This is a genomic window from Costertonia aggregata (assembly GCF_013402795.1).
Taxonomy (GTDB): domain Bacteria; phylum Bacteroidota; class Bacteroidia; order Flavobacteriales; family Flavobacteriaceae; genus Costertonia; species Costertonia aggregata.
This window is the reverse complement of sequence record NZ_CP058595.1, coordinates 3,074,118-3,100,486: the sequence shown is the minus strand read 5'-3', so window position 1 is coordinate 3,100,486 and position 26,369 is coordinate 3,074,118. Positions and strand designations below refer to the sequence as shown.

The window sequence follows — 26,369 nt, the reverse complement described above, 5'->3', positions numbered from 1 at the left end:
AAAAATCAACTTGATTGTCTTATAAAACTATTTACAGTTTTTTTGCATTCTTGACTTTTCCTTTTGTTATCGCTAAATCTATGACTTCACTCATATCGGTAACATAATGAAAGGTCAATCCTTTAAGATACTCTTCCTTAATTTCAAGGATATCCCTTTTATTTTCCTCGCATAGGATTATTTCTTTGATTCTGGCACGTTTGGCCGCTAATATCTTTTCCTTGATTCCACCAACGGGCAATACTTTTCCCCGCAGGGTAATTTCGCCTGTCATTGCCAGACTCTTTTTGATTTTACGCTGTGTAAACAAAGATACCAAAGAGGTCAACATAGTGATACCGGCACTTGGCCCATCTTTTGGTGTCGCCCCTTCCGGAACATGAATGTGTACGTTGTATTTATCGAAGACTTCGGAGTTGATTCCGAAAGTATCGGCATTGGATTTAATATATTCCATGGCAATAGTCGCCGATTCTTTCATGACCTTACCTAGGTTTCCTGTAATGTTCAAAGTTCCTTTTCCTTTGGAAAGAATGGATTCTATGAACAAAATATCGCCCCCGACACTTGTCCATGCCAATCCCGTTACCACACCTGCAACCTCATTGTTTTCATACTTGTTGCGCTCCAAACGGGCTGGTCCCAATATTTTCTCAACATCGGCGGTGCTGATCTTAATGTTGTAATCTTCTTCTGTAGCGATTGATTTTGCGGCATACCGTACCATTTTGGCAATCTGTTTTTCAAGGGAACGCACTCCGGATTCGCGCGTGTACCCTTCCACGATTTTTTCCAATTGGGGCTTTCCTATTTTTAGGTGCTTTGCAGAAAGGCCATGTTCTTTCAATTGCTTTGGCAAAAGATGGCGTTTGGCGATTTCAACTTTTTCCTCGATGGTATACCCAGTAACATTGATTATCTCCATACGGTCGCGCAAGGCGGGCTGAATGGTTCCCAGGTTATTTGCGGTGGCGATGAACATGACTTTGGAGAGGTCATACCCCATTTCCAAAAAATTATCGTAAAACTCACTATTTTGTTCCGGGTCCAAGACTTCCAACATTGCAGAAGAGGGATCGCCTTGATGGCTATTGGACAGTTTGTCTATTTCGTCCAAGATAAATACCGGATTGGATGTCCCTGCCTTTTTTAAGCTCTGTACAATTCTACCCGGCATTGCGCCAATATATGTTTTTCGGTGCCCCCGTATTTCGGCTTCGTCTCGCAATCCTCCCAGCGAGATGCGTACATACTCCCTTCCCAGTGCTTCTGCAACAGATTTCCCCAAAGAGGTCTTACCTACCCCTGGGGGGCCATATAGGCATAAAATGGGTGACTTCATATCATTCCTTAGCTTCAATACGGCCAAGTATTCGATAATACGCTTTTTTACATCTTCCAAACCGTAATGGTCGCGATCCAAAATTTTCTCCGCACGTTCTAAATCAAATTTATCCTTGGAAAATTCGTTCCAGGGTAAATCCAAAAATAAATCCAAATAGTTTCTTTGAATGGAGTATTCTGCCACTTGCGGGTTCATGCGTTGCATTTTGGCCAGTTCCTTATCAAAATGTGTCGCAACCTTCTCGTCCCATTTTTTTGATTTTGCCCTTTTTCGCATCTCTTCCAACTCCTCATCATAAGATACACCGCCCAATTCTTCCTGAATGGTCTTCATTTGTTGGTGCAAAAAGTACTCCCGCTGTTGTTGGTCCATATCACTACGTACCTTGGACTGAATGTCGTTCTTCAATTCTAGTTTTTGAAGTTCAACGTTCATATACTTCAGGGTCGCTAGAGCTCTCTCCTGCAGATCTGGAATTTCCAAAAGTTCTTGCTTGTCCTTTACGTCCAAATTAAGATTGGAGGATACAAAATTTATCAAAAAAGAATTACTCTGGATATTCTTGATAGCAAAGGAAGCATCGCTCGGAATATTGGGATTGTTACGGATAATACGTAACGCCAATTCTTTAATGGAATCGATTATGGCTAAAAATTCCTTATTGGCTTTATCTGGCCTGCTCTCGTTAGCCTCGCGTACCGTTGCGGTCATATAGGGTTTCTCGGTAAGTATTTCGGCAACCTCAAACCGTTTTTTTCCCTGTATGATTACCGTGGTATTGCCGTCTGGCATTTTCAATACACGTAATATACGTGCCACTGTACCTAAAGTGTTGATATCTTTTACACTCGGGTTTTCGGTGCTTTCATCCTTTTGTGAAACTACACCGATAACCTTGGAGCCTTTGTTCGCGTCTTTTATCAGGTTGATGGACTTATCCCTCCCGGCCGTTATCGGTATTACAACACCTGGGAACAACACCGTATTGCGTAACGGCAAAATAGGCAGTGTTTCCGGCAGCCCCTCATTGTTCATTTCTTCCTCATCTTCAGGTGTCAATAACGGAATCAACTCAGAATCCTCATCAATCCCTTGCAAAGACATATTGTCAAAATTTTCAAACTTCGAATTTCCCATATGTATATTTCGGTCATTCTGTCACGTAAATTACAGAATCCCTTCATTTTTAATTAGACTATATTTTCTTCAAAACCCTTAATACAAGGTGTACGCTATTTAGCAATCTCTTTTATTACCTACCTTATGGGCAATTCTCATGCCAATCGAAAAAAAAAGTGAAAAAACTGTAACAATCTCAAAAAGCAAACATCTCTATAACAAACCATTCATTTTTTGAGCCACAAAAAAGAACATACCAACGCATTATTACAATTGTGCCTGGACGGAAAACAAAGTGCACAATTGGAAATTTACAACCGCTATTACAAGGCCATGTACAACACGGCCGTGCGAATTGTAAAGGACAGTGCCGAAGCAGAGGATGTTATGCAGGAATCGTTTTTGAACGCGTTTACAAAACTGCAATCATTCAAAGGAGAGGTTACTTTCGGAGCTTGGCTAAAACGTATCGTGATAAACAACAGTATATATCACTATCGTAAAAAGCAAAAGCAAAATGAAGTTGGTCTGGATGACATAATGTACAAGGTCGAAGATGATGATGTAGTTGCTTCAGATCATGGAATCACAGAACTAAAGGCTCAAAAAGTAATGGAAACCATGAAGAATTTGAAGGACAATTACAGAGTTTCTTTGACCTTACATTTAATAGAAGGGTATGATTATGAAGAAATAAGCGATATCATGAACATAAGCTATGCAAATTGTAGAACAACGATTTCCAGAGCGAAAGAAAGTTTACGAAAAAAATTGGTAATGGCCTGATTATGAATAAAAAAGAAGAAAATATTGAAACCCTATTCAAAAACCTAGAAGGTACGTTCGATACGCTTGAGCCGGCGATGGGGCACCAGCAAAGGTTTTTGGACAAACTAAACGCCTCTAAAGGAGTAGCATCCCTTGAAAAGAAACGTAAGCCTTGGTGGAAACCACTTTCAATTGCGGCTTCAATAGCATTGTTATGCTGTATAGGCATAGGTGTTTACCAAAGCAGACCCAGCATTGAAGAACAAGTTGCGGAAATATCGCCCGAAGTGTCCAATACAGAGTATTACTTTGCCAGCTTAATAGAAGAACAAATAAAAAAACTAGAAAGTGAAAGCACCCCGCAAACCAAAAAGATGGTGGATGATACCATGCAACAGTTACAAAAATTAAAGACCGATTACAATCAACTTGAAAAAGACCTTTTGAACGGCGGTAACAGCAAGATGATACTTAGCGCGATGATAACGAATTTTCAAACAAGGATAGACCTGTTGCGGGACGTACTCAATAAAATTGAAACTATTAAAAATCTAAAAAACTACGATGATGCGAACTATACTATGTAAATATGTAACGGTGTTACTTTTGGTACTCCCTATTGTGCTTTTGGCGCATGATGGCAAACCCAGAGGAAAACACACTAAAGAAAAAACAATAAAAAAAGAGTACGATGTTAATTCAGATGCCCTTTTAAAGGTTAAAAACAGTTACGGCAATCTAAATATAACATCTTGGAACGAGGATAAAATCGTCATAGAAGTACATGTAAAGACCAATGGCAACAACGAAGAAAAAGTAAAGCAAAAACTAGACGAAATCACCATAGATTTTGAAGCTAGCAGTAGCGTAGTCTCGGCACGTACCGTTTTCAACAAAAAGAAAAACGGTTGGGATTGGAACTGGGGCAACAATAACAATGTGAACATGCAGATAAACTATACCATAAAATTACCTGTAAAAAATAGCGTTCATCTGAACAATGACTATGGCAACATTGTTTTGGACAGGGTTGATGGGCATGCCAAGATAAACTGTGATTACGGCAGGTTAGAAATTGGTGAACTTAGGGGGCGTAACAATCAATTGAAATTCGACTACACTTCAAAATCCAGTATAGGTTATATAAACAGTGGTGAGATCAGGGCAGATTATTCGGGTTTTACCATCGAGAAAGCAGGTGACCTTATGATCAAGGCAGATTATACCAATTCTACCGTAGTGACCATGAAAAACCTACAATACACTAGCGATTATGGCAATATGGAAATAGGCGAGGCGCAGAACGTTCAAGGAAATGGGCAGTACATAAACGTTAAATTGGGTACACTGCACGGCAATGTAAATTTGACCGCAGATTATGGGTCTATACGCATAAAGGAAATGGCTGAGGATGCCGGTAACTTACAAATACGTACCGATTACACTGGCGTAAAAATAGGGTATGCCCCTGAGTATCACTTTGACTTTGAAATCAATACAGAGTATGCAGGTGTTAGTGGTAAGGACGATTTTGAAATCAGTATCAGCAATGAGAAGTCAACCGAAAAGTATTATAAAGGCTATCATGGCTCTTCCAATAGTGGCAATATGGTTTATATTACCAGTGATTATGGTGGGGTATCCTTCAATAAAATTCAATCAACAAGTAAAAATTAAAAAAAACGATAAACTAAACACATCATGAAAAAATCAACATCACTTGCCCTAATACTATTGTTTACACTGTCGGCCACTGCCCAATGGGGAAAACGTATCAAAGGAAACGGAAATATGAAAACCATAGAAAGGTCTATCGGCGATTATGAATCTATATCGCTTTCAGGCTGGTTTGATGTAGATTTGGTATCAGGCAATGAAGGGGAAATTACATTACGGGGCGAGGAAAATCTTTTGGAGTACATTAAAACAGAAGTAAAAAACGGAAAACTTGTTATTAAAACCGAAAAAGGGGTCAATCTAAAACCTTCAAACTGGAAAAGTGGTATCAAGGTCACGGTGCCTGTAGAAAGTATTGAGGGGATAGCCATTTCTGGTTCTGGGGATATCGTTGGAAAGACGATCATACGATCTGAGCGATTAAAGACAAGTATGTCCGGCTCGGGCAACCTTACAATGGATGTTGAGACAGATTACCTATCGGTATCGATGTCGGGTTCGGGAGATATGGATTTTGCCGGTAGCACGAAAGATTTTGACGTGAGCATATCAGGCTCTGGCGATGTAGAAGCTTATGGTTTAGAGGCTGATAACGTGACCGCCAGTGTATCCGGTTCAGCAGATATCCAAGTAACGGTAAACAAGGTCTTAAAGGCTCGGGTATCTGGCTCAGGGGATATTAGTTACAGGGGCAATCCGGAAAAGATAGATACCAAGACATCTGGTTCTGGAGATATTTCCAAAGGGTAACCTTAAAAACATCAAAAAACGAACATTCAAAAAATCATCTTACTAGCAAGATGATTTTTTTTATTTGGTACCTGATTGTAAATCGGTTTTCCATTTGTTCCAATCCTCCAAAAAATAGTTGAGTATCACGGGGCTGTCCAAAGTATTTTTTTGGGTTTGTGCAATTTCAATATCCTTTGGAAAAAGAAAAGCCATTTGATATTGTTCATCGGTCAAAAATTGTAGATTTTGAGGAAGGTTTCTTTTTTTAACTGTTATATCGATAGGGTTTCTACTGGCCAATACAAAACCCCAATCGCCAAAAGAAGGTATGTAATTGTGATACGGAAGCTTGTATTCAAATACATCTTTCAATGTGTTGTTTATACAGCTAAAGACCGAATTTGAAAAATAAATTTCACCGGATTGTGTCACAAAAAGACCATCCTCTTTCAATTTGGCCTTTGCCAATAAAAAAAACTGTCTGCTGTACAACCGTGCAATGGCTTCATTTACCGGATCGGGCAAATCGGCTATGATAACATCATACGAATTGGGATAATTATATAAAAACGTGAAAGCATCCTCGGTAATTAAATTAACCCTTTTGTTTAATGCGGCGCCCTGGTTAATTTCCTTAAAAAAGGAGTTGTTCTTCGCCAGATGAAACATGGTACTGTCAATATCTACCACATCAATTTTCTCGACACTCGGGTATTTTAGTACTTCTCTGCTGGCCAAATTTTCCCCACCCCCCAAAATTAAAACCGATTTAGGGTTTTTATGCAACGTTAACGGTACATGAACCAAGGGTTCGTGGTATCTATATTCATCCGCCGAAGAAAATTGTATTACCCTGTTCAAATACAATCTGATATCCTCTTGTTTTTTGGTTACCACAATTTTTTGATAGGGCGTTTGGGTATTGAGTACAATTGGGTTTTTGTAAATGGCGTCGTCCCATATCTTTAAAAGTCTTCCACCAGAAAATACGATCGCGAAAAGTACCGTCATTGACAGTAGCCCCAAAAACAGGGTCTTTTTGGATTTTTTCAAGAAAAAATGGTTCAATACCAACCCCAATACTATATTAAAAATCCCGAATATCAACGACGAATAAAAAAGCCCAACAAAAGGCAATAGAATAAAAGGGAAAAGCAAAGTGGCCAATAAGCCTCCTATATAATCCAATGAAAGTACATTGGAAAGATTATTTTTAAAATCCACCTCGTTTGAGGCAAAGGTGAGCAAGGGAACTTCCATACCCGTAAGTAGACCTATGATGAATATAATCACCAAACATAAAATCTGTAGCGTGATTGAATTTACGTTTACGAACAAAAAATATAACAAAGGCACCGATATACCACCGATCAATCCCAACAAAAACTCAATATGCACAAAAAAGCGTAGCGGCATTTTAGTTAAAAACTTGGACAAAAATGCACCAATTCCCATAGAAAATAAGTAAATTCCGATTATAATAGAAAATTGTCTTACCCCGTCGCCCAAAAAATAGGTAGCCGTTGTACTGACCAAAAGTTCATAAACAATAGAACAAAGGCCAGCAACGAAGACGGCAAAAGACAAAAGAATTTTCTTTCTCATATAATTTATTTAGGTTTGATAACGTTAAAGCAAAACAATCTATCCAAAGATGAATAAAAAATCAGTAAACGGCTTTGCATTTTCCAGAAAAATAATGTTGGCCAGTGCGGTATCAGGATGTATTTTGGTTTCCAGTTGCGGCGGGGATGGCAGTCCTAGAATCAAAGATGCACAAGACAAAACGGTATACGAAGCCACCAAGGGAACGGTCACTGAAGTCGAGGAAATTGAACCTGGAGACGACTATAAAATCATTGATGAGCGCATAATCGACGAAAAGGAAAAGTCCATAGCCATAGTACATACTTTGGAAGGTACGGTAGATACACTTTCTTTGGCTAAAATTGATAGCGGTTCGGACGAGGCCAAATACCAAAGATCCGGCCTACGCAATATTTTATACTACTCCTTAGCGGCTTCATATTTTAATAGAAGGCTGGGCAACGTTACCCCGAACAGCAGCTATTATAAAGACGCTACAGCTTATAACAAGTCGACCGGACTTAAAAACGATTTAAAAAGTACAGCAACTTCCAGAAAAATCAAAGTACCTGGAGCTTCATCAAAAGGTTATGGTTCAGGGAAGTCGTTTAGATCGTTTGGAGGATAGTCGGTTCAAAGAAGTAAAACGACTTAAAAAGAAACAGTTGCCCCACCAATTGCATTGGTATCTTAAGCAAGATTACTTTTCCGAAGAACTTCTGGGCATCCATAGGTTTCAGATAGAGAATTTTCAACGCATTTGTACCGAAGCTTTTTTGCTTTTTGAAAAAGCTACCCAAAAAATATTGGATGAAAAAAGATTGAATGAATTTTCAATACCTCCTTTTTTCGAAGAATGTATTTACCATAGCTGGAACAATAGGGACAAACACCCTTTTTTACTGGGTAGGTTTGATGTAAACGGCGGATTAAAAAACAATGACGCTAAAATTATAGAGTTCAATGCCGATACTTGTAGCACGCTGCCCGAAACGGTTCTTTGGCAAGATCTACAGCATCAGCAGTTACCCTTGGGCAATTCCCAATTCAACAATCTATCTCATGATATAGGGGAAATTTTGCTCAAGTTGAAGCATAAAATTTCACACGACGAACCCTTTATTTTGGGCTCTTCCTTTGGGTATAAAGAGGATATCCTTAACGTGAACACAATTTTGGATATCGGCCATGAAAACGGATTTAAATCTTTCTACGTTAACCTTGAAGAGGTGATTTTCTCGCATGAAGAAGGCATACTTTATGAAATTAATGGGGAATATCAAATTGCCGACATATGGTTTAAAATGATACCCTGGGATTGGATGTTTACCGATGAACCCCAACTGGCCAAAGATCTATCCGCAATCATTCGCAAAGATTTGTGCACTGTTTTAAACCCCGCGTATGCAGCCCTATGGCAGAATAAAAAATTCTTGGCCTATATTACGAGACATTTTCCCAACGATTACATTGCGGAAACTTTTATAGAAAAACCTTTGTTACAAGAATTTGTGACCAAACCCCATTATGGGCGATTGGGCGAGAATATAGAAATCAAGGGCAAAGAGACTACTTTGTCAAAAGGTGACTATGCACATCAAGATAGAGTGTATCAAAGGTTTCATCCTTTGGAGCAAGATAGGGAGGAATATTATTACCAAACCGGGATTTTTTATACCGATAAGCCTTCGGCACTCAATCTGAGGACCCAAGAAAATTTAATAATTACCGATGATTGCGAATTTATGTCGCATTTTATTATTTAGGTGGTAACGATGTTTTTTTGGCGACGCTCAACTTTCCCCTTTCAAGAACATTGGCCTTTACCTCATCAGATGCCAAAAGTACCTTCAAAGCTTTGGTGACAATACCAACATCAAAAGGTTTACAGGAAAAAACATCCACGGCAGCGTAATTATGTTCTGGCCAGGTATGAATACTGATATGGCTTTCTGCCAATAAAATAAATCCGGTAACGCCGATCGGTTCAAACTGTTTAAAGGCCTCGTTTATTTCCTCTAACCCTAAAGTAGCGGTTATCGCATGAAGGGTCTTTTTGATATGGGGCACAAATGAGAGCTTGTTCGCATCGCAGTTGTAAACGTCCCATGTGGCATGCATTCCTATGTACAATATGATAAATTTTAGTTAAAAGAATTGGTTGATTACTCAACGGCGGTGTTGTTCTCCCGACTGGCCTGTACCATATCGATAAATTCTTGAGGACCCAATAGCTTTTTTAGAACAGTATAGTTGTCGCCTTCCTCTACTTGAACCACTTCGGGCAGGGTTTCCCTTGGGCCATAATCCCAAGTAACAGGGTTTATCAATGCTTTTACAACATCATAATTTCCCTCAAACTCGATACCCAAATACGTAACCGACTTTTTTCTCATGGCCGCTGTTAGCTCGTATGTTTGATAGTAGGCATTGCTACCATAATACTCCTCGGTCAACAAATATTCGCTCAATGTGGGGTTTACCATGTAAACACTTTGATTAAAATCAAAATTAACGATACTGTCGTTCTGCAATGTGATTTGGTGCTGACCTTTACCCATTTCTACCCAAACTACTTCTTTAGCAGGTATTTCTACCTCCAAGGAATCTACTTTTAACTGTATGGGCCTGTCCGTAGGGTTATCAATAGCCAAATCAACACTGTTTCCACAGGAAACCACTACCAAAAACAGAACAAAAAGGGATAAAAATCTAAACATAATTTTTTATTTGACGGATTTATATTGAAAAGTAAAAAAAACTTTTAACATATAATTACAATTTATAGAAAACGTAAGGTTCTTAAACTAATTGTACTAAGAGCAGGAAACTTAAATAGAAATGCGGGTCATTGGTCTTAATCCCTTTTTGGTACCCGCATCAAAATCAAAACCCCAACTAAGAAAAACAAACCCAAAAATATGGTTGCATTCCTCATACTTCCCGTAAGTTGTGCAATAAAGCCATACATAAAGGTACCTATAACGATACCTATTTTTTCCGATACGTCATAAAAGCTAAAAAAGGAAGTAGTATCGGTTGTGTCGGGAATGAATTTGGAGTAGGTAGATCGGGACAATGCCTGTATTCCGCCCATAACAAGCCCAACACAACCCGCCGCTATATAAAAATCATTTGGTGTGATTACAAAATAGGCATAGATACAAATCAGAATCCATAATATATTAACAAATACCAATGTTCTGATGTTTCCGAACGCGTTGGATGCCCAAGCTGTTACGGTAGCTCCCAAAATAGCAACTATTTGAATGACCAAAATACTGATAATCAAACCTGTAGTGCGTTCGCTGTCGGAGCCCCAATCAATCTCTTCCTCACCAAAATATGTAGCGATAAGCATTACGGTCTGTACTGCCATACTATATACAAAAAACGCACCTAGGTATCGTTTTAATCTTACTTCGTTGCCTAGTTGCTGCCACACGCCTTTTAGCTCCTTAAACCCATTGAGTATTATATTTTTTCGTTCACCTTCTTTTTTGTATCCCTTTGGTAAGTGATAAAAGGTGTATTGTGCAAAGATTATCCACCAGATACCTACCGAAACAAAGGAGTACTTCATTGCTTTTATTTCTGCAGCTCCACTTTCATCTGAAGTTATACCAAAAAAATCTGGTTTCATGACCATTGCCAAATTGAACAACAATAGGATAACACTGCCTATATAGCCCATAGAAAACCCTTTGGCACTAATGCGGTCTTGCTGTTCGGGGAAGGCCACATCGGGCAAATATGAATTATTAATGGCAAAACTCACCCAAAAACCAACCAAACCAAAGAAATAACATATGAGCCCCAAGTAAATATTTTCCAAAGAAAACCAATACAGGCCAATACATGAAATCCCCCCGAGATAGCAGAAAAATTTCATAAACACTTTCTTGTTGCCCAAATAATCGGCTATACCGGATAACAACGGTGTAATAATGGCGATGAATAGAAATGCGGCCGATGTAGTGTAGCTTATTAGGGGAGCCCGAGCGATTTCCCCACCAAAAACAGTGACCTTTTCAATTTCCGCTACCCTAAAAAGAGCTCCGTAAAAAATAGGAAACACGGCAGATGCTATTACCAGACTGTAGACCGAATTTGCCCAATCATAAAATGCCCAAGCATTCAACAATTTTTTGCTTCCTTTTATCGCTAATGCCTTGACCATATCTTAAAAATTAAAAGCCGCTCGTAAAGAGCGGCTTCAATATACAATTATTCACAATCCTGTGCGTAAATTTATCTGAAAGAAGTAACGCCAAACTTAGCAGCTTCTTGCTTGGCCAAAGGGGCCCATTGCGTTAAATTACTGATTCTGGTATCATTTGAAGGGTGTGTACTCATAAATTCAGGTGATGCCTGTCCTCCACTCTTTGCTTTCATACGTCTCCATAAATCTGCGGCCTCATCGGGATTGTAACCGGCAATCGCCATTATTTGAAGACCGATCCTATCTGCCTCGGTCTCATGACTTCTACTAAATGGGAGCATACCTCCTACTGAGGATACTATCCCATAAGATTGATTGAAGATATTTCGCTTTTGCGGATCTTTAATGGCCACATTGCCCGCAACCGCGCCCAATTGTTGAACCATACCCGCACTCATACGTTGCGCTCCATGGTCTGCCAGTGCGTGGGCAACCTCGTGGCCCATGACAACGGCAACTCCGGTCTCACCATCGCAAATAGGCATTATTCCGGTATAAAAAACGATTTTACCCCCTGGCATACACCATGCGTTCACGGTCTCGTCTTTAACCAATTTATATTCCCATTTATAATCCTTCAAATAGCCTGGGTACCCATTAGCGGTCAACCACCGCTCCGCTGCCGAAGATATTCTTTGGCCAACCTTGGTTATCATCTGCGCTTCGGAAGTACTCTCAACGACATTGTTCTCGTTCAAAAACTGGTCATATTGAGCAAAGGCCATGGGGAATATTTGACTATTCGGATAAAAATTTAGTGTTTTCTTCCCGGTAAACGGATTTGTTTTACATGCGGTGATACCAAAAAAAATGGCGAATACCAATATTATTTTTTTCATTTTGTCAGTGTTTTTGTATACCTAATTTACAAAAAAAATTATTTCCCGATAATGTGCAGCGTAGTGAAGTTTTTATCAATATACATGGTGTTATCACCATTGGGTCGCATGTCCTTTAGCACCACATCCTCATTATCCACTTGTATTCTTTCGATGTTAAAAGGAAGACCGTGCAGGTTCAACTTAAAGGTTTCGTAGGAAGTCACAAAGTCACCATCTTTAAACTGTTGTATACTCAAGGATTTTGATTTTCCCGTTAGCTTGAAATTACGTAAGCTATATCTTCCTTTTTTATAATCATACCCATTTTCAGCATCCTCATATACTTCGGAGTTTTCTACACCTTCTTTGTAATATATATCCAATATCAACTCTTCAATTTGTATTTCACCCACATATTGTTGTACCGGATATTTAGGTATGATGGCTCCCTCTTTTATATATACGGGGATTTTATCCAGTGCAGCGGGAACCCATTTTTCCTTACCGCCCTCTATACGTTCGTCTGTCCAGAAATCATACCATTTTCCCCTGGGAATATACATTCTTCGACCCTGTGCATTGGGTTCCTGTATGGGAGCTACCAAAATTTTCTCACCAAAAATAAATTCATCTGTTCTAAAATGCGTCTGCGTATCTTCCTGATCAAAAAGCACCAAGGGTTGCAACATGGGTTTTTGTTCTTTGGAATATTTCCAGAACATGGTATACAAATACGGTAATAATTGATAACGTAATTCTATAAACTTGCGCACAATATCGGTTATCTCTACATCAAATGACCACGGTTCTTGACTGCCATGATCACCACTGGAATGCACACGGCAGAAAGGATGGAAAATACCCAATTGTATCCACCGGGCAAACAATTCACCGTCAGGCTGCTCTGCAAAACCACCGATATCGGAACCTACGAACGAATAACCGCTCATTGACATGCGCTGCATTTGAACATTGGCAATCCATAAATGTTCCCACGTGGCTACGTTATCGCCTGTCCATGTTGAGGAATAGCGTTGCGTACCGGAATACGCGGCACGGGTTATGACAAAAGGCCTTTTGGGAAATACGTGCTTTTTAACACCATCATAGGTTGCACGTACCATTTGCATACCATACACGTTATGGGCTTTCCTATGGGTACAGGGGTGGCCATCATAATTATGGCGCGTATCCAAAGGAGCTGTCTTTGTGGGCACTTCCATCACGGCAGGTTCGTTCATATCGTTCCAAACAGCATGAACTCCCAAATCCGACATGAATTCCTTGTATAGATCAGCCCACCATTCGCGTACTTCGGGATTGGTAAAATCGGGGAAATTACACTCCCCAGGCCAGACTTTGCCATGCATTAAGGGACCATCACCACGCTTACAGAAGTAATCATTTTCCAAAGCTTCATTGTACACCCAATAGTTCTTATCTATCTTAATTCCCGGGTCAATCATGACAACGGTCTTAAAACCATCTTCTTCCAATTCGGCGATCATTCGCTTTGGGTCGGGAAAATGATTTTTGTCCCAAGTAAAACATCTAAAACCATCCATATAATCTATATCCAAATAAATGGCATCACAAGGTATTTTTAAGTCCCTAAATTGTTTTGCGATTTCCTTTACATTGCTCTCCGGATAGTAGCTCCATTTGGATTGATGAAAACCCAAAGCCCATAAAGGTGGAAGTTCGGGCGTTCCCGTCAAATTTGAATATGCGCTTACTACTTTGGGCATATCTGGCCCATAGAAAAAATAATAGTTCATCTCTCCCCCATCGGCCCAAAAACTGGTTGTATTCCTGCGTTCGTGGGCAAAATCAAAATGGGTCTTAAAACTATTATCAAAGAAAATACCATAGGCTTTGTTGTTACTTAAACCAATAAAAAACGGAATGGCCTTATACAACGGGTCTTGATCCTTACCGTATGCATATTGGTCGGTCACCCAATTATGAACCCGTTTTCCTTTGAGATTACTATGTGTAGCCTTATCGCCCATACCGTAAAAGCTCTCCCCGGTCTGGGTTATTTTGCTCATTTTTACCGTATTGCCGCCAAACTCGTAATTTTCTTCCCAGTGAAAGCCCAATTCATCTTCGTTTATGATATTGCCCTCTAAATCCGATATTTGAACACGTAAGGTCTTTTTGTCGATCAAGACGATGACTCTCGCCGTTTTTATGAGGTATTCCGTCGCAGTGTCGGTAACCTCCAAGGTACTATAACCCAATGTAGCGTCAGGGTCTATGGCATAAGAGAAGTCGGGCTCAAAATTATAATCCGTAGCATATCTAAAACGTATGACACTTCCCCTGAGAATAGTCACTTGGAGAATGACCCCGTTCTCAGTGGTAAATGAAAGTTTTTCATTGTCCTGCTCAAAATGAACGATATGGTTGGGATATAAATTCCCCTTGTATTCAAGTTCGGTATTTGTGATCATAGCAACTCTATTTAATAGCCTAGCAAAAAAAACACATTAATGAATAATAATGAAAAGATATTACTACCAATTATAAACTATTACGTTATAGTTGATATTTTATTGAAAAATAACAATACTTAGCGGTGGGATTGTTATTTCAACTGAATTAGCATATCCGTGCCAAGCTTTTTTACCAATTTTTGAAATATTGCTCGACATGCCCGAGCCACCATACTTTTTTGAATCGCTATTGAGAATCTCTTTAGGTTGCCCCGATTTCTTTGGAACGCCTATCCTGTAGTTCTCTCTAGGTGCTGGAGTTAAATTTAACGCGATATATATATCATTCTTAGGATTGTTTCCTTTTCGGATGTAGGTCAATACCGAATTTTCATGATCGCCATAATCTATCCATTGAAATCCTTCGGGGCTAAACTGTTTTTCATATAGTGCAGGATAAGATCTGTAGGTTTGGTTCAAATCCTTTATCAATTCTTGAACTCCCGAATGAAAATCATATTGTGTCAGATGCCACTCCAAACTTTGTTGAAAATTCCATTCAGAGGTTTGTCCAAATTCCCCGCCCATAAAAATTAGATTAGCTCCCGGATGGGTGAACATATAACCGAAAAGTGTTCTTAGGTTGGCAAAACGTTGCCATTCGTCACCTGGCATTCTATATACCAACGATTGTTTGCCGTAGACCACCTCATCGTGTGAAAATGGCAACATAAAGTTCTCTGTAAAAGCGTAGGTCATACTAAAGGTAAGATCATTTTGATGATGCTTTCTGTAAACGGGCTCTTTTTTAAAATATTCAAGTGTATCGTGCATCCAACCCATCATCCATTTCATTCCAAAACCCAGTCCACCTAAATGAACAGGCTTGGAAACCCCTGTAAATGCGGTCGATTCTTCGGCAATGGTCTGTACATCAGGAAAATTACCATATACGGCTTCATTAAATTCCCGTATGAAAGACATGGCCTCCAAGTTTTCGTTATTACCGTACATATTGGGCTCCCACTCCCCTTCTTCGCGTGAGTAATCCAAATATAGCATAGATGCTACGGCATCTACACGAAGTGCGTCTGCATGATAATTATCCAACCAGAACAGCGCATTACTGATCAAGAAAGCACGTACTTCATTTCGTCCATAATTGAAAATCAAACTTTTCCAATCGGGGTGGTAGCCTCTTCGCCTATCCGGATGCTCATATAAGTGGGAACCGTCAAAAAAACCAAGACCGTGCGCATCTTCGGGAAAATGTGAAGGCACCCAGTCCAAAATAACGCCAATATCGTTTTGATGCAATTTATCCACTAAGAGCTTAAAGCCCTCAGGCTCTCCAAAACGGGATGTCGGTGCAAAATACCCTGTCAACTGATACCCCCATGACGGATCATAGGGGTATTCCATAATCGGCATAAACTCAACATGGGTAAAGCCCATTTCCTTAACATAGGAAACCAGATCCTTCGCCAACGCTTCATAGGTCAAAAAATTATTTTCCTTGCCCCTTTTCCATGACCCTAAATGGACTTCATAAACCGAAAACGGAGCATCCAAGGCATTTTTTGCTGCCCGGGTCTCCATCCATTTTTTGTCCTTCCATTTGTAATCTGCGTCCCAAATTACAGAAGCTGTTTTCGGCGGGTGCTCACAATAACGGGCAAACGGGTCGGCCTTTTCGGTAACAGCACCGTGATTATTGGAAAATATCTTGTACTTGTATATTTCCCCTACCCCAATGTTAGGGATAAAACCTTCCCAGATACCGCTTGAGTCCCAACGAACGTTCAACTCGTGTTCGTGGGCTTCCCAGCCATTAAAATTACCGATTACCGAAACCGACCTTGCCGTGGGTGCCCAAACCGCAAAATACGTTCCGTTTATACCGTTTACCACTATGGGATGGGACCCTAATTTCTCATACAACTTAAAATGTTTACCCGATTTAAAGAGATCGATATCAAAATCCGAAAACAAACTATGAACTATAACGTTAGGCATATATTAGGTGGTTTTACACAAATCTAATCAACTTAAAATTAACATGTGATTTTAGTGTTCAACTTTTGCTGCGTACATATAAAAATAATGAAAAGTAAAAAATGGAACGCTTTTTGAAATACTATAGAGAAACATCAAAAAAATCAGTACAAACAGTAATACAATCAATTATGAAAAAAGCAATTTTGGTTTTAGGTACATTTCTTACTTTATTTATGGTATCATGCGAGGGTCCCGTAGGGCCTCCCGGGTTTGATGGGCGGGATGGTGCTCCTGGGCTTGACGGTAGAGACGGGGAAGAAGCTACGGTTTTTGAGGTAACCGAAGTGAATTTTGAATACTTAAACGATATAAATTCTCATGTAGCTGCCATAAGCTTCACAGCTCTGCCTAGCGATGCCGTCTTGGTATACCGCTTTGATGGCACCACGGAAATAAATGGTAACGTTGAAAATCTTTGGAGTCTCATACCGCAAAGCTTCTTTTTGCCCGAAGGTACTATTCAATATACATACACCCACACACCCGCTGACGTAGAAATATTGATAGACGGTAACTTTGACTTAAGTACCTTATCCGCAGATTTTACACAGGACCAAATTTTTAGAGTGGTCATTATTCCTGGTCAGTTTGCATCCTCAAAATCGGATAAGTCCAATATAGTATCGGTAATGAACAGCCTAGGACTAGGCGAAAAAGACGTGAAAAAAATCACTATGCCCTAAAATATGTAGTAACAACTTTATGTGAGGGCCGTTTCAAATTCTTGAAACGGCCCTCACCATTGTTAGTTTAGGATAGTGTTAACCAAAACTATATAGCCATTTTGCTACATTTGAAAGGAAAAAGAAAATTAAGCGTCAAATACATTAAAATTAAAATCGATGTTGAAAAAAATTGTTCTAGGAATATTATGCGTTGGTTTTGCCAGTTGTAAAGGTACTTCTCAGGAAAAAGAAATGGCCAAGACCACCCAGACCAAATCAGAAAAGAAATTTGAGATTACCAAAACCGAAGCCGAATGGCGGAAAGAACTGACCGATATGGAGTTTTACATCCTAAGAAAAGCAGGCACCGAAAACCCTGGTTCAAGCGATTTATTGGACAATAAAAAAGAAGGCACCTACGTTTGTGCCGCTTGCGAAACGCCATTGTTCAAAAGTGAGACAAAATTTAAATCAGGGACGGGTTGGCCCAGCTTTTATCAAGAAATTGAAGGTAACGTTGCCTACGATGTAGATTATAAAATAGGTTACAAGCGCACCGAGGAACATTGTGCTACTTGTGGCGGTCATTTGGGGCATGTGTTCGAAGATGGCCCTGAACCCACGGGATTAAGGCATTGTATCAATGGGGCAGCTTTAAACTTTATTCCAAGTAAATGAGCGATTATAAAGTAAATAAATCGGAAAAAGAGTGGAAAGCACAGCTATCCGATGAAGAATATAGGGTGCTGAGAAAAAAAGGTACCGAATACCCACATACGGGTAAATATAACCTACATTTTGAAAATGGTGATTATCATTGTAAAGCCTGCAATGCCAAACTTTTTGAGAGCGAACATAAGTTTGAAAGTGGTTGTGGCTGGCCTTCCTTTGATAAAGCGGTTGAAGGCGCCATAACATATATTCGGGACACCAGCCATGGTATGATACGTACCGAAACTATCTGTGCCAATTGTGGCAGTCATTTAGGGCACGTGTTCGAGGATGGCCCACAGGAGACCACAGGTCAACGCTATTGTATCAATTCAGTCAGTATAGATTTTGATGCAAAAAAGGGGTAATCGGTATACTTTGACCCACGAAGTATCAAGAAAATATTGTGGAGCTGATGGATAGATTTTTTGATCAAGGATGCAAAGAAGTCCCGCCGCCATTGGGATAACAAATTTCATAAACCGTCGAGAATAAAAAAGAAACGATTTCTTTATAGTACAAAGGTCCAAGCTGCCTTTTTTGATGCCTTGGACTAGATTGATGATTTCAATTTTGATTTCATGAAACGAGGAACGAGGAACGTGCCCTAACCGGGGCCATTCCATCGTCAATTATAGCATTGTGCAGGCTATATTGGACAAATATATGTTTTTGCCAAGTTGATAAAAGGAAATGATTGGGTTTCCCAATCCATTCCCAAAGGGGGTTCAAGCGCTTTCAATATAAAAAAATTCAATAGACAGCATCTATATATTACTTTGTGTTTTAGCCAAAAATTAACCTTATACCCCTTTATGGGTTTTAAGTTTGGTTTTGTACTTTTGCACTTCAAAAATCACACAGAAAAATACAGATATGAGCAATTTTGATGTTATTGTTTTAGGTAGTGGTCCCGGAGGGTATGTAACCGCTATCAGAGCCTCACAATTGGGATTAAAAACCGCAATTATTGAAAAGGAAAGCCTAGGTGGCGTTTGTTTGAATTGGGGTTGTATTCCTACCAAAGCATTGTTGAAATCGGCTCAAGTGTTTGAATATCTAAAACATGCCGGCGATTATGGCCTAAAGGCAGATGGTGTTGACAAGGATTTTGATGCAGTTGTAAAACGCAGCAGAAACGTAGCGGATGGCATGAGCAAGGGCGTACAGTTTTTGATGAAGAAGAATAAAATTGAAGTGATCAATGGTTTCGGCACCTTAAAGTCCGGTAAAAAAGTTTCGGTCAAAAGCGAAGATGGGAAAGAAACCGAGTATTCCGCCAACCACATCATCGTAGCAACTGGTGCAAGAAGCAGGGAATTACCGAGTTTACCGCAAGACGGAAAAAAAATAATAGGATACCGTGAGGCAATGACCTTAAAGGAACAACCTAAAAAACTGGTTGTTGTAGGTAGTGGTGCCATTGGTATTGAATTTGCTTATTTCTACAACGCAATGGGTACCGAGGTTACCGTTGTTGAATTTTTACCCAACATTGTTCCTGTAGAAGATGAGGAAGTGTCCAAACAACTGGAACGCAGTTTCAAGAAATCGGGTATAAAAATCATGACCTCATCAGAAGTTACCAAAGTGGATACCTCCGGAGACGTTTCCAAAGTTACTGTCAAAACTTCCAAAGGCGAAGAGGTTTTGGAAGCGGATATTGTTCTTTCTGCAGTAGGCATCAAGACCAACATTGAAAATATAGGCCTAGAAGACGTTGGCATTGCCACGGATAGGGATAAAATCCTGGTCAATGACTTTTACCAGACCAATATCCCCGGATACTACGCTATTGGTGATGTTACTGCCGGTCCCGCACTGGCACACGTTGCATCTGCAGAAGGTATTCTCTGTGTAGAAAAAATTGCGGGTATGCATGTTGAACCGTTGGATTATGGCAATATACCCGGATGTACGTATTGTGCTCCTGAAGTGGCTTCGGTCGGGTTAACGGAAAAACAGGCAAAAGAAAAAGGGCTGGATATCAAAATCGGTAAGTTCCCCTTTTCGGCTAGTGGAAAAGCAAAAGCTTCGGGTACTTCCGACGGATTCGTCAAAGTTATTTTCGACGCCAAATATGGCGAATGGCTAGGCTGCCATATGATCGGTGCCGGTGTTACCGATATGATTGCCGAGGCTGTGGTCGCTCGTAAATTGGAGACCACTGGGCATGAGATCTTAAAGGCCGTACACCCGCATCCCACCATGAGCGAAGCGGTAATGGAAGCCGTTGCCGACGCTTATGACGAAGTAATTCACCTATAAAAAAAGTTTTCGAACAATGGGTTCGCCCAATGCGAACCCATATTTTTTAACATCCATATTTATATGCTCCTTTTTTTTAGAATTTTGGCCGTATTGGAAGGTATTTCATATTTGTTGCTCTTTGCGGTCACAATGCCTCTAAAATATAAGGCGGGTATCGTAGAACCAAACCTTTATGTGGGCTACGCCCATGGTGTGCTCTTTATAGGATTTGTTGTTTTTGCCGCTATTTTTTGTTACCATAAAAAATGGAACATTAAACGCTTTCTAATTTTTGGTATTGCATCGCTCCTGCCATTCGGTACTTTTTACGTAGACAAAAAGTATTTAAAAAATCCCTGAAATAAGGGATTCAAATTTTCGTTATTAATCAAATATTTGTCCATGAATATTATGATTCTTAACCATGTTTTATACAATTACCGATTATTACGATCCAATAGGTGAGAAAAAGATTCCGACAAAGTGCCCGGATTGCGGAAACAACAATTGTTTGGAATTATCTTTTTATCAGAGAAGAACAGAAAGCCCGTTTGGCACAAAAACAACTAAAAAAGTAACGGGTATTTTGTTTTGTCATCATAGCAAGACAGAAATTGCTCCTGTACTTTGGACGGATGAAATAGCCAATTACTTCGATACCGAAAAGCCTAAGCTTAGGTTACAGCCCAATATGTTCAAATTTTCAAAGCGATTTTACATATTGCTTTTTTTTCTTTTAACCATTACCGCAGTTGTTGTGGGTTTTGGGGTCAAAGAATACATTACCGCCACTGACATTGAAAATATATCGAAGGGCGATAAGGTAAAGGCCATGTACAGCGGTATTGAAAAATCGAATTCCGTTATGTATGGTGACACATGGTTTTTGGTACAACGGATTGAAGCGGATACCGTTTGGCTTCAACGACATAAAGATCACAACAACGAGAAAGGTTTTAGTTTTGATCTTGAGACGTCAAATTTTAGTGGTGAGCTTATAAAAGCCTCCCTGCCAAGAATTAAAAAAAGAAGTTTAGAAAGCTTTGATTATGAAAATCAACCTTTTACGGGCATCATTACAGAAATAGAAACCGATTAAATATATAGTCATGAGCAACATGTATACCGGAAAATCGTCTAGAAGCACTAATAAACCTATGTTTGTTGGAATAATCATTGGCGCTGTTTTTATCATCGTAGGAGTGTTTATCTACAAAGATTTGGCGGCTTGGGAGAACTCCAATGAACAAATGAGCCTTCATTCACTTTTATGGGCAGTGTATGACATGGGAGGCAAAGCGGCCGTTCTGGGCCTTTTCATCATATTTGGCCTAATATCCGGAGGAGCTGGTATCAAAAAAACTATGGACCTTAAAAAAATAGTGAAAGAATCCGGTAAAAATGACTTATAAAAAACTCTGTATGGCCAAGTCATAACTTTGAAGGCCAAAACCCAAGATCACTCCTTTGGCGCTAGGGGAAATGTAAGAAACATGCCTAAAGTCTTCCCGTTTGTGGGTATTTGAAATATGTACCTCCACGACTGGGGTTTCAATAGCTTTTACCGCATCTCCCAAACCAACCGAGGTATGTGTGTAAGAAGCGGCATTAAGAACTATCCCGTCATACGAGAAGCCTACTTCTTGCAGTTTGGATATCAACTCCCCTTCTATATTTGATTGAAAATATTGTAACTGTACATTTTTGAACGTGAACTGCAATTCAGAAAAGTAATCCTCAAAGGTTTTGTTACCATATACTTCTGGTTCTCTTTTTCCCAAGAGGTTTAAATTGGGGCCGTTGATTATTATGATTTTCATAGTCCAAAAATAATAATAATTTAAGGGGCAAGGATTTAAAACAAAAACAAAATCCCCACAAGGGCCGAAGATATATCGATATCACTGTCCACGACAGCATAGGAAACATTCAATTCTGTTGAACCATTGATATCAACCCCAATAGTTGGCCTATAATACAGACCGCCATCATTTCCGGAATTTATACCAACCGCATAACCTAGATCCCCACCCAATTTAAAACCTGTAAAGGGGTAAATACGTAACGAAGCGGCCAATGGCAGGTATTGAATATTATCAAATTTCGTTTCGACTGAAACTCCACCTGCCGATATCGTTTGTTTTTCACCAAAAACATTGCTGAATCCGGTAGTCAAGCCTAAATCTATCTCTTCAGAAAGCCCCCAATGCAAATACACATCAAAACCAAGATTAAGGCTGTAGGCTTCGGAAAGATCGCCCATAACAAGTCCGCCATTGATACCTGCCCTAAAATTGGTTCTATCTACTTGGGCTTGCGAGAAACACCCGAAAAAAAGCATTGCCGTAAGTACTAAAATATTTTTCATTGGTTTTTTGGTTTGGTTTGAAACGTAGCTCAATGCCACGATAAGCTTCAAAATCACTATACAACTGATGAACGGGAGGTTTTATTGTACCAATACCGGAAAAGAATCATATACCCGTTTTAAAAAAGTAATGGAAAATGAAATTATAACGCATAAAAAAAGCGGAAGTTGACTTCCGCTTTTAAGTTTTCATAAATTATACCGATTCTAGTTAAAGGCATATCTAAAGCCTAATCCAAATCTCGCTGCTTCAAAATCAGAATCACCATCAAAAAATATCATGGCCGGTCTCCAATCAAAAGAAAAGGCCAATGGCACATCATTGATCTTAAAATCAAGGCCAACAATAGGTCGTAACAGGAAATTTGAACCACCATCAAACAAATTAAAGCCCGGACCAATACCTGCATACCATTTTAAACCATCCGCTCCGGTAATAGGTCCGTGATACTCGTAAAACCCTTGAATCAAAGTTGAACCGTCTGCAAACAAAATATCTGCCTCAAGAGCGTGTTCTTCCGCTAGAAAAAATTTGGCGCTAGGTCCCACAAATGTGCTCCCATCCCCAAAATCTATTCCAAGACCAACCGCTGTTGAATAAGATGACTGTGCATTCATTGTATTTGCACTAAAAGCAATTACTGCCAATACTGTTAAAACTAAATTTTTCATAAGTGTTCAATTATAGTGTTAATATAGTTCAAAGCTATTTTTTTTCTTTAAGACACCAAAAGAAAACATATTTTTTATTGATTTTTAAAGAAATATGGCAAATCCAATATTAAATTCCAATACGCCCAAGTCTGTAAAATCTTGATTTAGGCTGTAATTGTACCGTAGACCGGGCTCTATGGAAATATAGTCGTTCAAAAATATGGCATAACCTGCCTGTGCACCTAGCCATAAAGGGTTTTGGTCACCTATGGCCGTAGCTCCTGCAATATCCAATTGCACTGGTTGCGCCTACAATGTAATATTTTAATCCTGCCTTATAAGAAAATGCTTCGTTGTTATCCGCATAGCCCAAACCCACTTTAACGGCCAAATCGTCAGCTACAAAATATCCTCCTTCCGCACCTACCGTAAAAGTGGTCTCACCGTCTACTGATACCAAGCTAAAGCTTGTATTGGCAGTATGTGAGGCAACTCCACCAAAACCTGTATTGGCTTCAATCAAAAAAGTGCCTTGTTCGGTCTGGGCCTTCATACAAATGGAAACTAAAAGTGCAAATAAGGTAATCGTTATTTTTTTCATGATGTATTGTTTTACTTGTTCAACAAAACAAAAGTATTTATTTAAATGATCGGCTTGATTACTTTGTACCAATATTTTTAAAATAAAAAAGGCAGCCGAAGAGCTGCCTTTTTTGTTGGATTATTTTCTATCTGATTCTTAAAAATGAAGTGCGAAACCTACATTTAAAGATAATGGATTAAAATCGCCATCTCCAGCTCCTTCATTTAGGCCGTAGTCATATCTAAGACCTGGTTCAATGCTCACATTGTCGCCTAAAAATATAGCATAACCGGCTTGTAGGCCAACGAACATTGCATTGGTACCGTCAGATGAGGAACCGTTCAAGTCCAAAGCAACGGGTATCTGTCCGTTTATGTAGTACTTACCACCAATTTTATACCCAAAAGTACCTTCAACACCATCTCCATCCCCATAACCTAAACCTGCTTTAATGGCCAAGTTTTCAGCTACAAAATACCCTCCTTCAAAACCAATGTTCCATAAGGTATTGCCATCTACTGTTATAAATTGGAAAGCAGTATTACCACCGGCAGCTGCGCCAAAATTTGTATTGGCTTCAATCAACCAACTGCCTTGGTCTGTTTGCCCGCCACCGTCTTGTGCATTTACACCATATCCAAATAGTGCCAATGCTGCTACTAAAATTACTTTTTTCATGTGTTTGTTTTTAATTGTTTTGATAAATTTTTGCCAAACTTATATCTAGATACGTTATCAAAGCTATTTTAGTTGTGAAAGTGTAGGAAAATGTTGTCAAATGTGCCTAATCGGATATTTAAGCGATATAAACCCTAAAATCTAGGCTATATTTGAGCCATGAACTGGAAGCAAGCCATTTTGGACCATAAGCACTATTTAAAGATAGAACGTGGGCTGTCCGACAACTCCATTCAAAACTATATAAGGGATGTTGAGAAACTTGAACAGTACCTAGAGGCCCAAAAGATTTCCGAAAATCCCTTACATGTAACCAAATCAACAATCCAGCAATTTGTTTACGAGATTGCCAAAGTAGTGAACCCTAGATCGCAAGCACGGATTATTTCCGGTCTTAAGAGCTTTTTTTCCTATCTGGTCTTCGAGGATTATCGGGAAGACAACCCCATGGACTTGATTGAATCCCCTAAAATTGGTAGAAAACTCCCAGATACCCTGTCAGCTAACGAAATAACCGAACTTATTGAAGCCATTGACCTTTCCAAGCCCGAAGGTGAACGCAACCGGGCCATGCTAGAAACCTTGTATGGCTGTGGCCTACGTGTTTCCGAATTGATACATCTTAAGATTTCCGACCTGTTTTTTGATGAGGACTTTATAAAAGTAACCGGTAAAGGGGATAAAGAACGTTTTGTACCCATTCACAATGTGAATAAAAAATACATCAGTATATACAGGCAGCATGTAAGGGTACATCAAAATATCCAGAAAGGTTATGAAGATATTCTATTTTTAAATCGTCGAGGCAAACAGCTTACCCGTGCCATGGTTTTTACCATCGTAAAAGATCTTGCCAAGAAAATAAATCTCAAAAAAAATATTAGTCCACATACGTTTAGACATTCCTTTGCCACCCACTTATTGGAAAATGGCGCAGATTTGAGAGCTATTCAACAAATGTTGGGACATGAAAGTATTACAACTACAGAAGTTTACATGCACGTAGATCGTACCCATTTAGCGGATGTTATGAACACCTACCACCCGAGGTCCTGAAAAATCAAAATTTAAGCTTACCGCCTAATGTATACACTTGGGGCGTTGGGATAACATACTCGCCAAAACTACCCATAGACGATTTGTTGATTTGTATATTCCCCTTGCCCTCTAGTATCAGGTTGGGATTTACCTCATACCCCATACCATACTGTATACCTACTCTTGGAGGCCGTGGCGTTGCATTGTTTATTTTTGCTTGTTCCATTTCTATCTGTATACCAGACAGAATGTACATCTTTTTAGTGAAATAATATTTGCCAAGAAAATCAAACCGTGTCCTATTGGAAATCAAATAGGTATCGTAAAAACCGCGTAATTGTACACCAAGGTTTTTATTTAATTCATAATCCAACAAAAAGGAAGAATGGGTCTCACCGTCAAAAAAAATAGGATATGAAAAACCTGATATTTGAAGCACTCCCTTCGGTCGTTTCAAATCATCAACGGTCTGCTGACCTCGCAACTGTAGGGCCATTAACAAAACAAGTATAAACGGTAACGAGCGTATCATGGGCTTGTCTTCTTATTAAAGATAATCCAAGGATATTGTTTACAGGGGTTTGTTATAAAAAAATTAACTTAAAATCCTAAAATAAGTAAATACATGAATACATGCTTTTCGCAATCGTTGTAG

29 protein-coding genes are annotated in these 26,369 nt (G+C 39.4%); 14 read left to right on the top strand and 15 right to left on the bottom strand.

Annotated elements, in window-relative coordinates:
* Nucleotides 1–31: 31 nt before the first annotated feature.
* The gene (gene lon, locus HYG79_RS14240; RefSeq protein WP_179242737.1) at nucleotides 32–2,482 is read right to left on the bottom strand and encodes an endopeptidase La; all 2,451 of its coding nucleotides are present in this window, start codon (nucleotides 2,480–2,482) and stop codon (nucleotides 32–34) included.
* A gap of 216 nt (nucleotides 2,483–2,698) precedes the next feature.
* Here lon and HYG79_RS14235 point away from each other — a divergent pair, with 216 nt between their 5' ends.
* The 4 genes from HYG79_RS14235 to HYG79_RS14220 are packed head-to-tail and all read left to right on the top strand — an operon-like array spanning nucleotide 2,699 to nucleotide 5,659.
* Nucleotides 2,699–3,250 carry an RNA polymerase sigma factor gene (locus tag HYG79_RS14235; protein WP_179242736.1) on the top strand — a complete coding sequence of 184 codons (552 nt, stop codon included), beginning with the start codon at nucleotides 2,699–2,701 and terminating at the stop codon, nucleotides 3,248–3,250.
* A gap of 2 nt (nucleotides 3,251–3,252) precedes the next feature.
* On the top strand, nucleotides 3,253–3,819 hold the full coding sequence (locus tag HYG79_RS14230) for a hypothetical protein (protein WP_179242735.1): 567 nt from the start codon (nucleotides 3,253–3,255) through the stop codon (nucleotides 3,817–3,819).
* Nucleotides 3,800–4,909: a DUF4097 family beta strand repeat-containing protein gene (locus HYG79_RS14225; protein ID WP_179242734.1), complete on the top strand. Its 1,110-nt coding sequence runs from the start codon at nucleotides 3,800–3,802 to the stop codon at nucleotides 4,907–4,909. Before HYG79_RS14230 ends, HYG79_RS14225 begins: the two co-directional genes overlap by 20 nt.
* Nucleotides 4,910–4,933: 24 nt before the next feature.
* Nucleotides 4,934–5,659: a head GIN domain-containing protein gene (locus HYG79_RS14220; protein WP_179242733.1), complete on the top strand. Its 726-nt coding sequence runs from the start codon at nucleotides 4,934–4,936 to the stop codon at nucleotides 5,657–5,659.
* 60 nt (nucleotides 5,660–5,719) lie between these two features.
* Here the strand turns inward: HYG79_RS14220 and HYG79_RS14215 are convergent, their stop codons facing one another.
* Nucleotides 5,720–7,246, bottom strand: coding sequence for a polyamine aminopropyltransferase (locus tag HYG79_RS14215; protein ID WP_179242732.1), 1,527 nt, complete (start codon nucleotides 7,244–7,246; stop codon nucleotides 5,720–5,722).
* Between the two features lie 49 nt (nucleotides 7,247–7,295).
* On the opposite strand from HYG79_RS14215, the gene HYG79_RS14210 reads away from it, so the two are divergent.
* Nucleotides 7,296–7,856 carry a hypothetical protein gene (locus tag HYG79_RS14210; protein ID WP_179242731.1) on the top strand — a complete coding sequence of 187 codons (561 nt, stop codon included), beginning with the start codon at nucleotides 7,296–7,298 and terminating at the stop codon, nucleotides 7,854–7,856.
* Nucleotides 7,819–8,994: a glutathionylspermidine synthase family protein gene (locus HYG79_RS14205; RefSeq protein WP_179242730.1), complete on the top strand. Its 1,176-nt coding sequence runs from the start codon at nucleotides 7,819–7,821 to the stop codon at nucleotides 8,992–8,994. The genes HYG79_RS14210 and HYG79_RS14205 overlap by 38 nt, the downstream gene beginning before the upstream one ends.
* Here HYG79_RS14205 and speD read toward each other — a convergent pair.
* The 6 genes from speD to glgB all read right to left on the bottom strand — a co-directional run bounded on the left by speD (nucleotide 8,987) and on the right by glgB (nucleotide 16,725).
* On the bottom strand, nucleotides 8,987–9,361 hold the full coding sequence (speD, locus tag HYG79_RS14200) for an adenosylmethionine decarboxylase (RefSeq protein WP_228027878.1): 375 nt from the start codon (nucleotides 9,359–9,361) through the stop codon (nucleotides 8,987–8,989). The two genes, HYG79_RS14205 and speD, sit on opposite strands and share 8 nt — an antisense overlap.
* Nucleotides 9,362–9,393: 32 nt before the next feature.
* A complete protein-coding gene (locus HYG79_RS14195) occupies nucleotides 9,394–9,948 on the bottom strand; it encodes a hypothetical protein (protein ID WP_179242729.1) in 555 nt (184 codons plus the stop codon).
* Between the two features lie 137 nt (nucleotides 9,949–10,085).
* Nucleotides 10,086–11,408: an MFS transporter gene (locus HYG79_RS14190; RefSeq protein ID WP_179242728.1), complete on the bottom strand. Its 1,323-nt coding sequence runs from the start codon at nucleotides 11,406–11,408 to the stop codon at nucleotides 10,086–10,088.
* A 71-nt stretch (nucleotides 11,409–11,479) separates the two neighbouring features.
* Nucleotides 11,480–12,289, bottom strand: coding sequence for a M48 family metallopeptidase (locus HYG79_RS14185; protein WP_179242727.1), 810 nt, complete (start codon nucleotides 12,287–12,289; stop codon nucleotides 11,480–11,482).
* Between the two features lie 38 nt (nucleotides 12,290–12,327).
* On the bottom strand, nucleotides 12,328–14,727 hold the full coding sequence (locus HYG79_RS14180; RefSeq protein WP_179242726.1) for a glycoside hydrolase family 31 protein: 2,400 nt from the start codon (nucleotides 14,725–14,727) through the stop codon (nucleotides 12,328–12,330).
* 99 nt (nucleotides 14,728–14,826) lie between these two features.
* A complete protein-coding gene (glgB, locus tag HYG79_RS14175; RefSeq protein WP_179242725.1) occupies nucleotides 14,827–16,725 on the bottom strand; it encodes a 1,4-alpha-glucan branching protein GlgB in 1,899 nt (632 codons plus the stop codon).
* 170 nt (nucleotides 16,726–16,895) lie between these two features.
* Between glgB and HYG79_RS14170 the strand changes: the two genes are divergently transcribed.
* The 7 genes from HYG79_RS14170 (at nucleotide 16,896) to HYG79_RS14140 (ending at nucleotide 21,805) form a co-directional block, all read left to right on the top strand.
* Nucleotides 16,896–17,450 (top strand): collagen-like triple helix repeat-containing protein, encoded by a 555-nt coding sequence (locus HYG79_RS14170; RefSeq protein WP_179242724.1) that lies wholly within the window; start codon nucleotides 16,896–16,898, stop codon nucleotides 17,448–17,450.
* 159 nt (nucleotides 17,451–17,609) lie between these two features.
* Entirely contained in the window at nucleotides 17,610–18,110 is a 501-nt protein-coding gene (gene msrB / locus HYG79_RS14165; RefSeq protein WP_179242723.1) for a peptide-methionine (R)-S-oxide reductase MsrB, read from the top strand.
* Nucleotides 18,107–18,511, top strand: coding sequence for a peptide-methionine (R)-S-oxide reductase MsrB (gene msrB / locus HYG79_RS14160; RefSeq protein ID WP_179242722.1), 405 nt, complete (start codon nucleotides 18,107–18,109; stop codon nucleotides 18,509–18,511). The genes msrB (HYG79_RS14165) and msrB (HYG79_RS14160) overlap by 4 nt, the downstream gene beginning before the upstream one ends.
* A gap of 508 nt (nucleotides 18,512–19,019) precedes the next feature.
* On the top strand, nucleotides 19,020–20,411 hold the full coding sequence (gene lpdA, locus HYG79_RS14155; protein WP_179242721.1) for a dihydrolipoyl dehydrogenase: 1,392 nt from the start codon (nucleotides 19,020–19,022) through the stop codon (nucleotides 20,409–20,411).
* A gap of 63 nt (nucleotides 20,412–20,474) precedes the next feature.
* The gene (locus HYG79_RS14150) at nucleotides 20,475–20,753 is read left to right on the top strand and encodes a DUF3817 domain-containing protein (RefSeq protein ID WP_179242720.1); all 279 of its coding nucleotides are present in this window, start codon (nucleotides 20,475–20,477) and stop codon (nucleotides 20,751–20,753) included.
* Nucleotides 20,754–20,817: 64 nt separating this feature from the next.
* Nucleotides 20,818–21,492 (top strand): hypothetical protein, encoded by a 675-nt coding sequence (locus tag HYG79_RS14145; protein ID WP_179242719.1) that lies wholly within the window; start codon nucleotides 20,818–20,820, stop codon nucleotides 21,490–21,492.
* Between the two features lie 10 nt (nucleotides 21,493–21,502).
* Nucleotides 21,503–21,805 (top strand): hypothetical protein, encoded by a 303-nt coding sequence (locus tag HYG79_RS14140; protein WP_179242718.1) that lies wholly within the window; start codon nucleotides 21,503–21,505, stop codon nucleotides 21,803–21,805.
* Here HYG79_RS14140 and aroQ read toward each other — a convergent pair.
* The 6 genes from aroQ to HYG79_RS14115 all read right to left on the bottom strand — a co-directional run bounded on the left by aroQ (nucleotide 21,800) and on the right by HYG79_RS14115 (nucleotide 24,676).
* The gene (aroQ, locus tag HYG79_RS14135; protein ID WP_179242717.1) at nucleotides 21,800–22,213 is read right to left on the bottom strand and encodes a type II 3-dehydroquinate dehydratase; all 414 of its coding nucleotides are present in this window, start codon (nucleotides 22,211–22,213) and stop codon (nucleotides 21,800–21,802) included. The two genes, HYG79_RS14140 and aroQ, sit on opposite strands and share 6 nt — an antisense overlap.
* Nucleotides 22,214–22,248: 35 nt before the next feature.
* The gene (locus HYG79_RS14130) at nucleotides 22,249–22,761 is read right to left on the bottom strand and encodes a hypothetical protein (RefSeq protein WP_179242716.1); all 513 of its coding nucleotides are present in this window, start codon (nucleotides 22,759–22,761) and stop codon (nucleotides 22,249–22,251) included.
* A gap of 207 nt (nucleotides 22,762–22,968) precedes the next feature.
* Nucleotides 22,969–23,433, bottom strand: a complete 465-nt coding sequence (locus HYG79_RS14125; RefSeq protein ID WP_179242715.1) for a hypothetical protein — start codon at nucleotides 23,431–23,433, stop codon at nucleotides 22,969–22,971.
* Nucleotides 23,434–23,517: 84 nt separating this feature from the next.
* Complete coding sequence (locus HYG79_RS18090; protein WP_228027877.1) at nucleotides 23,518–23,709, bottom strand: hypothetical protein; 192 nt, start codon at nucleotides 23,707–23,709, stop codon at nucleotides 23,518–23,520.
* Nucleotides 23,678–24,016 (bottom strand): hypothetical protein, encoded by a 339-nt coding sequence (locus tag HYG79_RS14120; protein WP_228027876.1) that lies wholly within the window; start codon nucleotides 24,014–24,016, stop codon nucleotides 23,678–23,680. Before HYG79_RS14120 ends, HYG79_RS18090 begins: the two co-directional genes overlap by 32 nt.
* A 138-nt stretch (nucleotides 24,017–24,154) precedes the next feature.
* The gene (locus tag HYG79_RS14115; protein ID WP_179242714.1) at nucleotides 24,155–24,676 is read right to left on the bottom strand and encodes a hypothetical protein; all 522 of its coding nucleotides are present in this window, start codon (nucleotides 24,674–24,676) and stop codon (nucleotides 24,155–24,157) included.
* Nucleotides 24,677–24,835: 159 nt separating this feature from the next.
* Here HYG79_RS14115 and xerD point away from each other — a divergent pair, with 159 nt between their 5' ends.
* Nucleotides 24,836–25,732, top strand: a complete 897-nt coding sequence (gene xerD, locus HYG79_RS14110) for a site-specific tyrosine recombinase XerD (protein WP_179242713.1) — start codon at nucleotides 24,836–24,838, stop codon at nucleotides 25,730–25,732.
* 4 nt (nucleotides 25,733–25,736) lie between these two features.
* On the opposite strand, the gene HYG79_RS14105 is transcribed toward xerD, so the two are convergent.
* Nucleotides 25,737–26,246, bottom strand: coding sequence for a hypothetical protein (locus tag HYG79_RS14105; RefSeq protein ID WP_179242712.1), 510 nt, complete (start codon nucleotides 26,244–26,246; stop codon nucleotides 25,737–25,739).
* Between the last annotated feature and the right edge of the window lie 123 nt (nucleotides 26,247–26,369).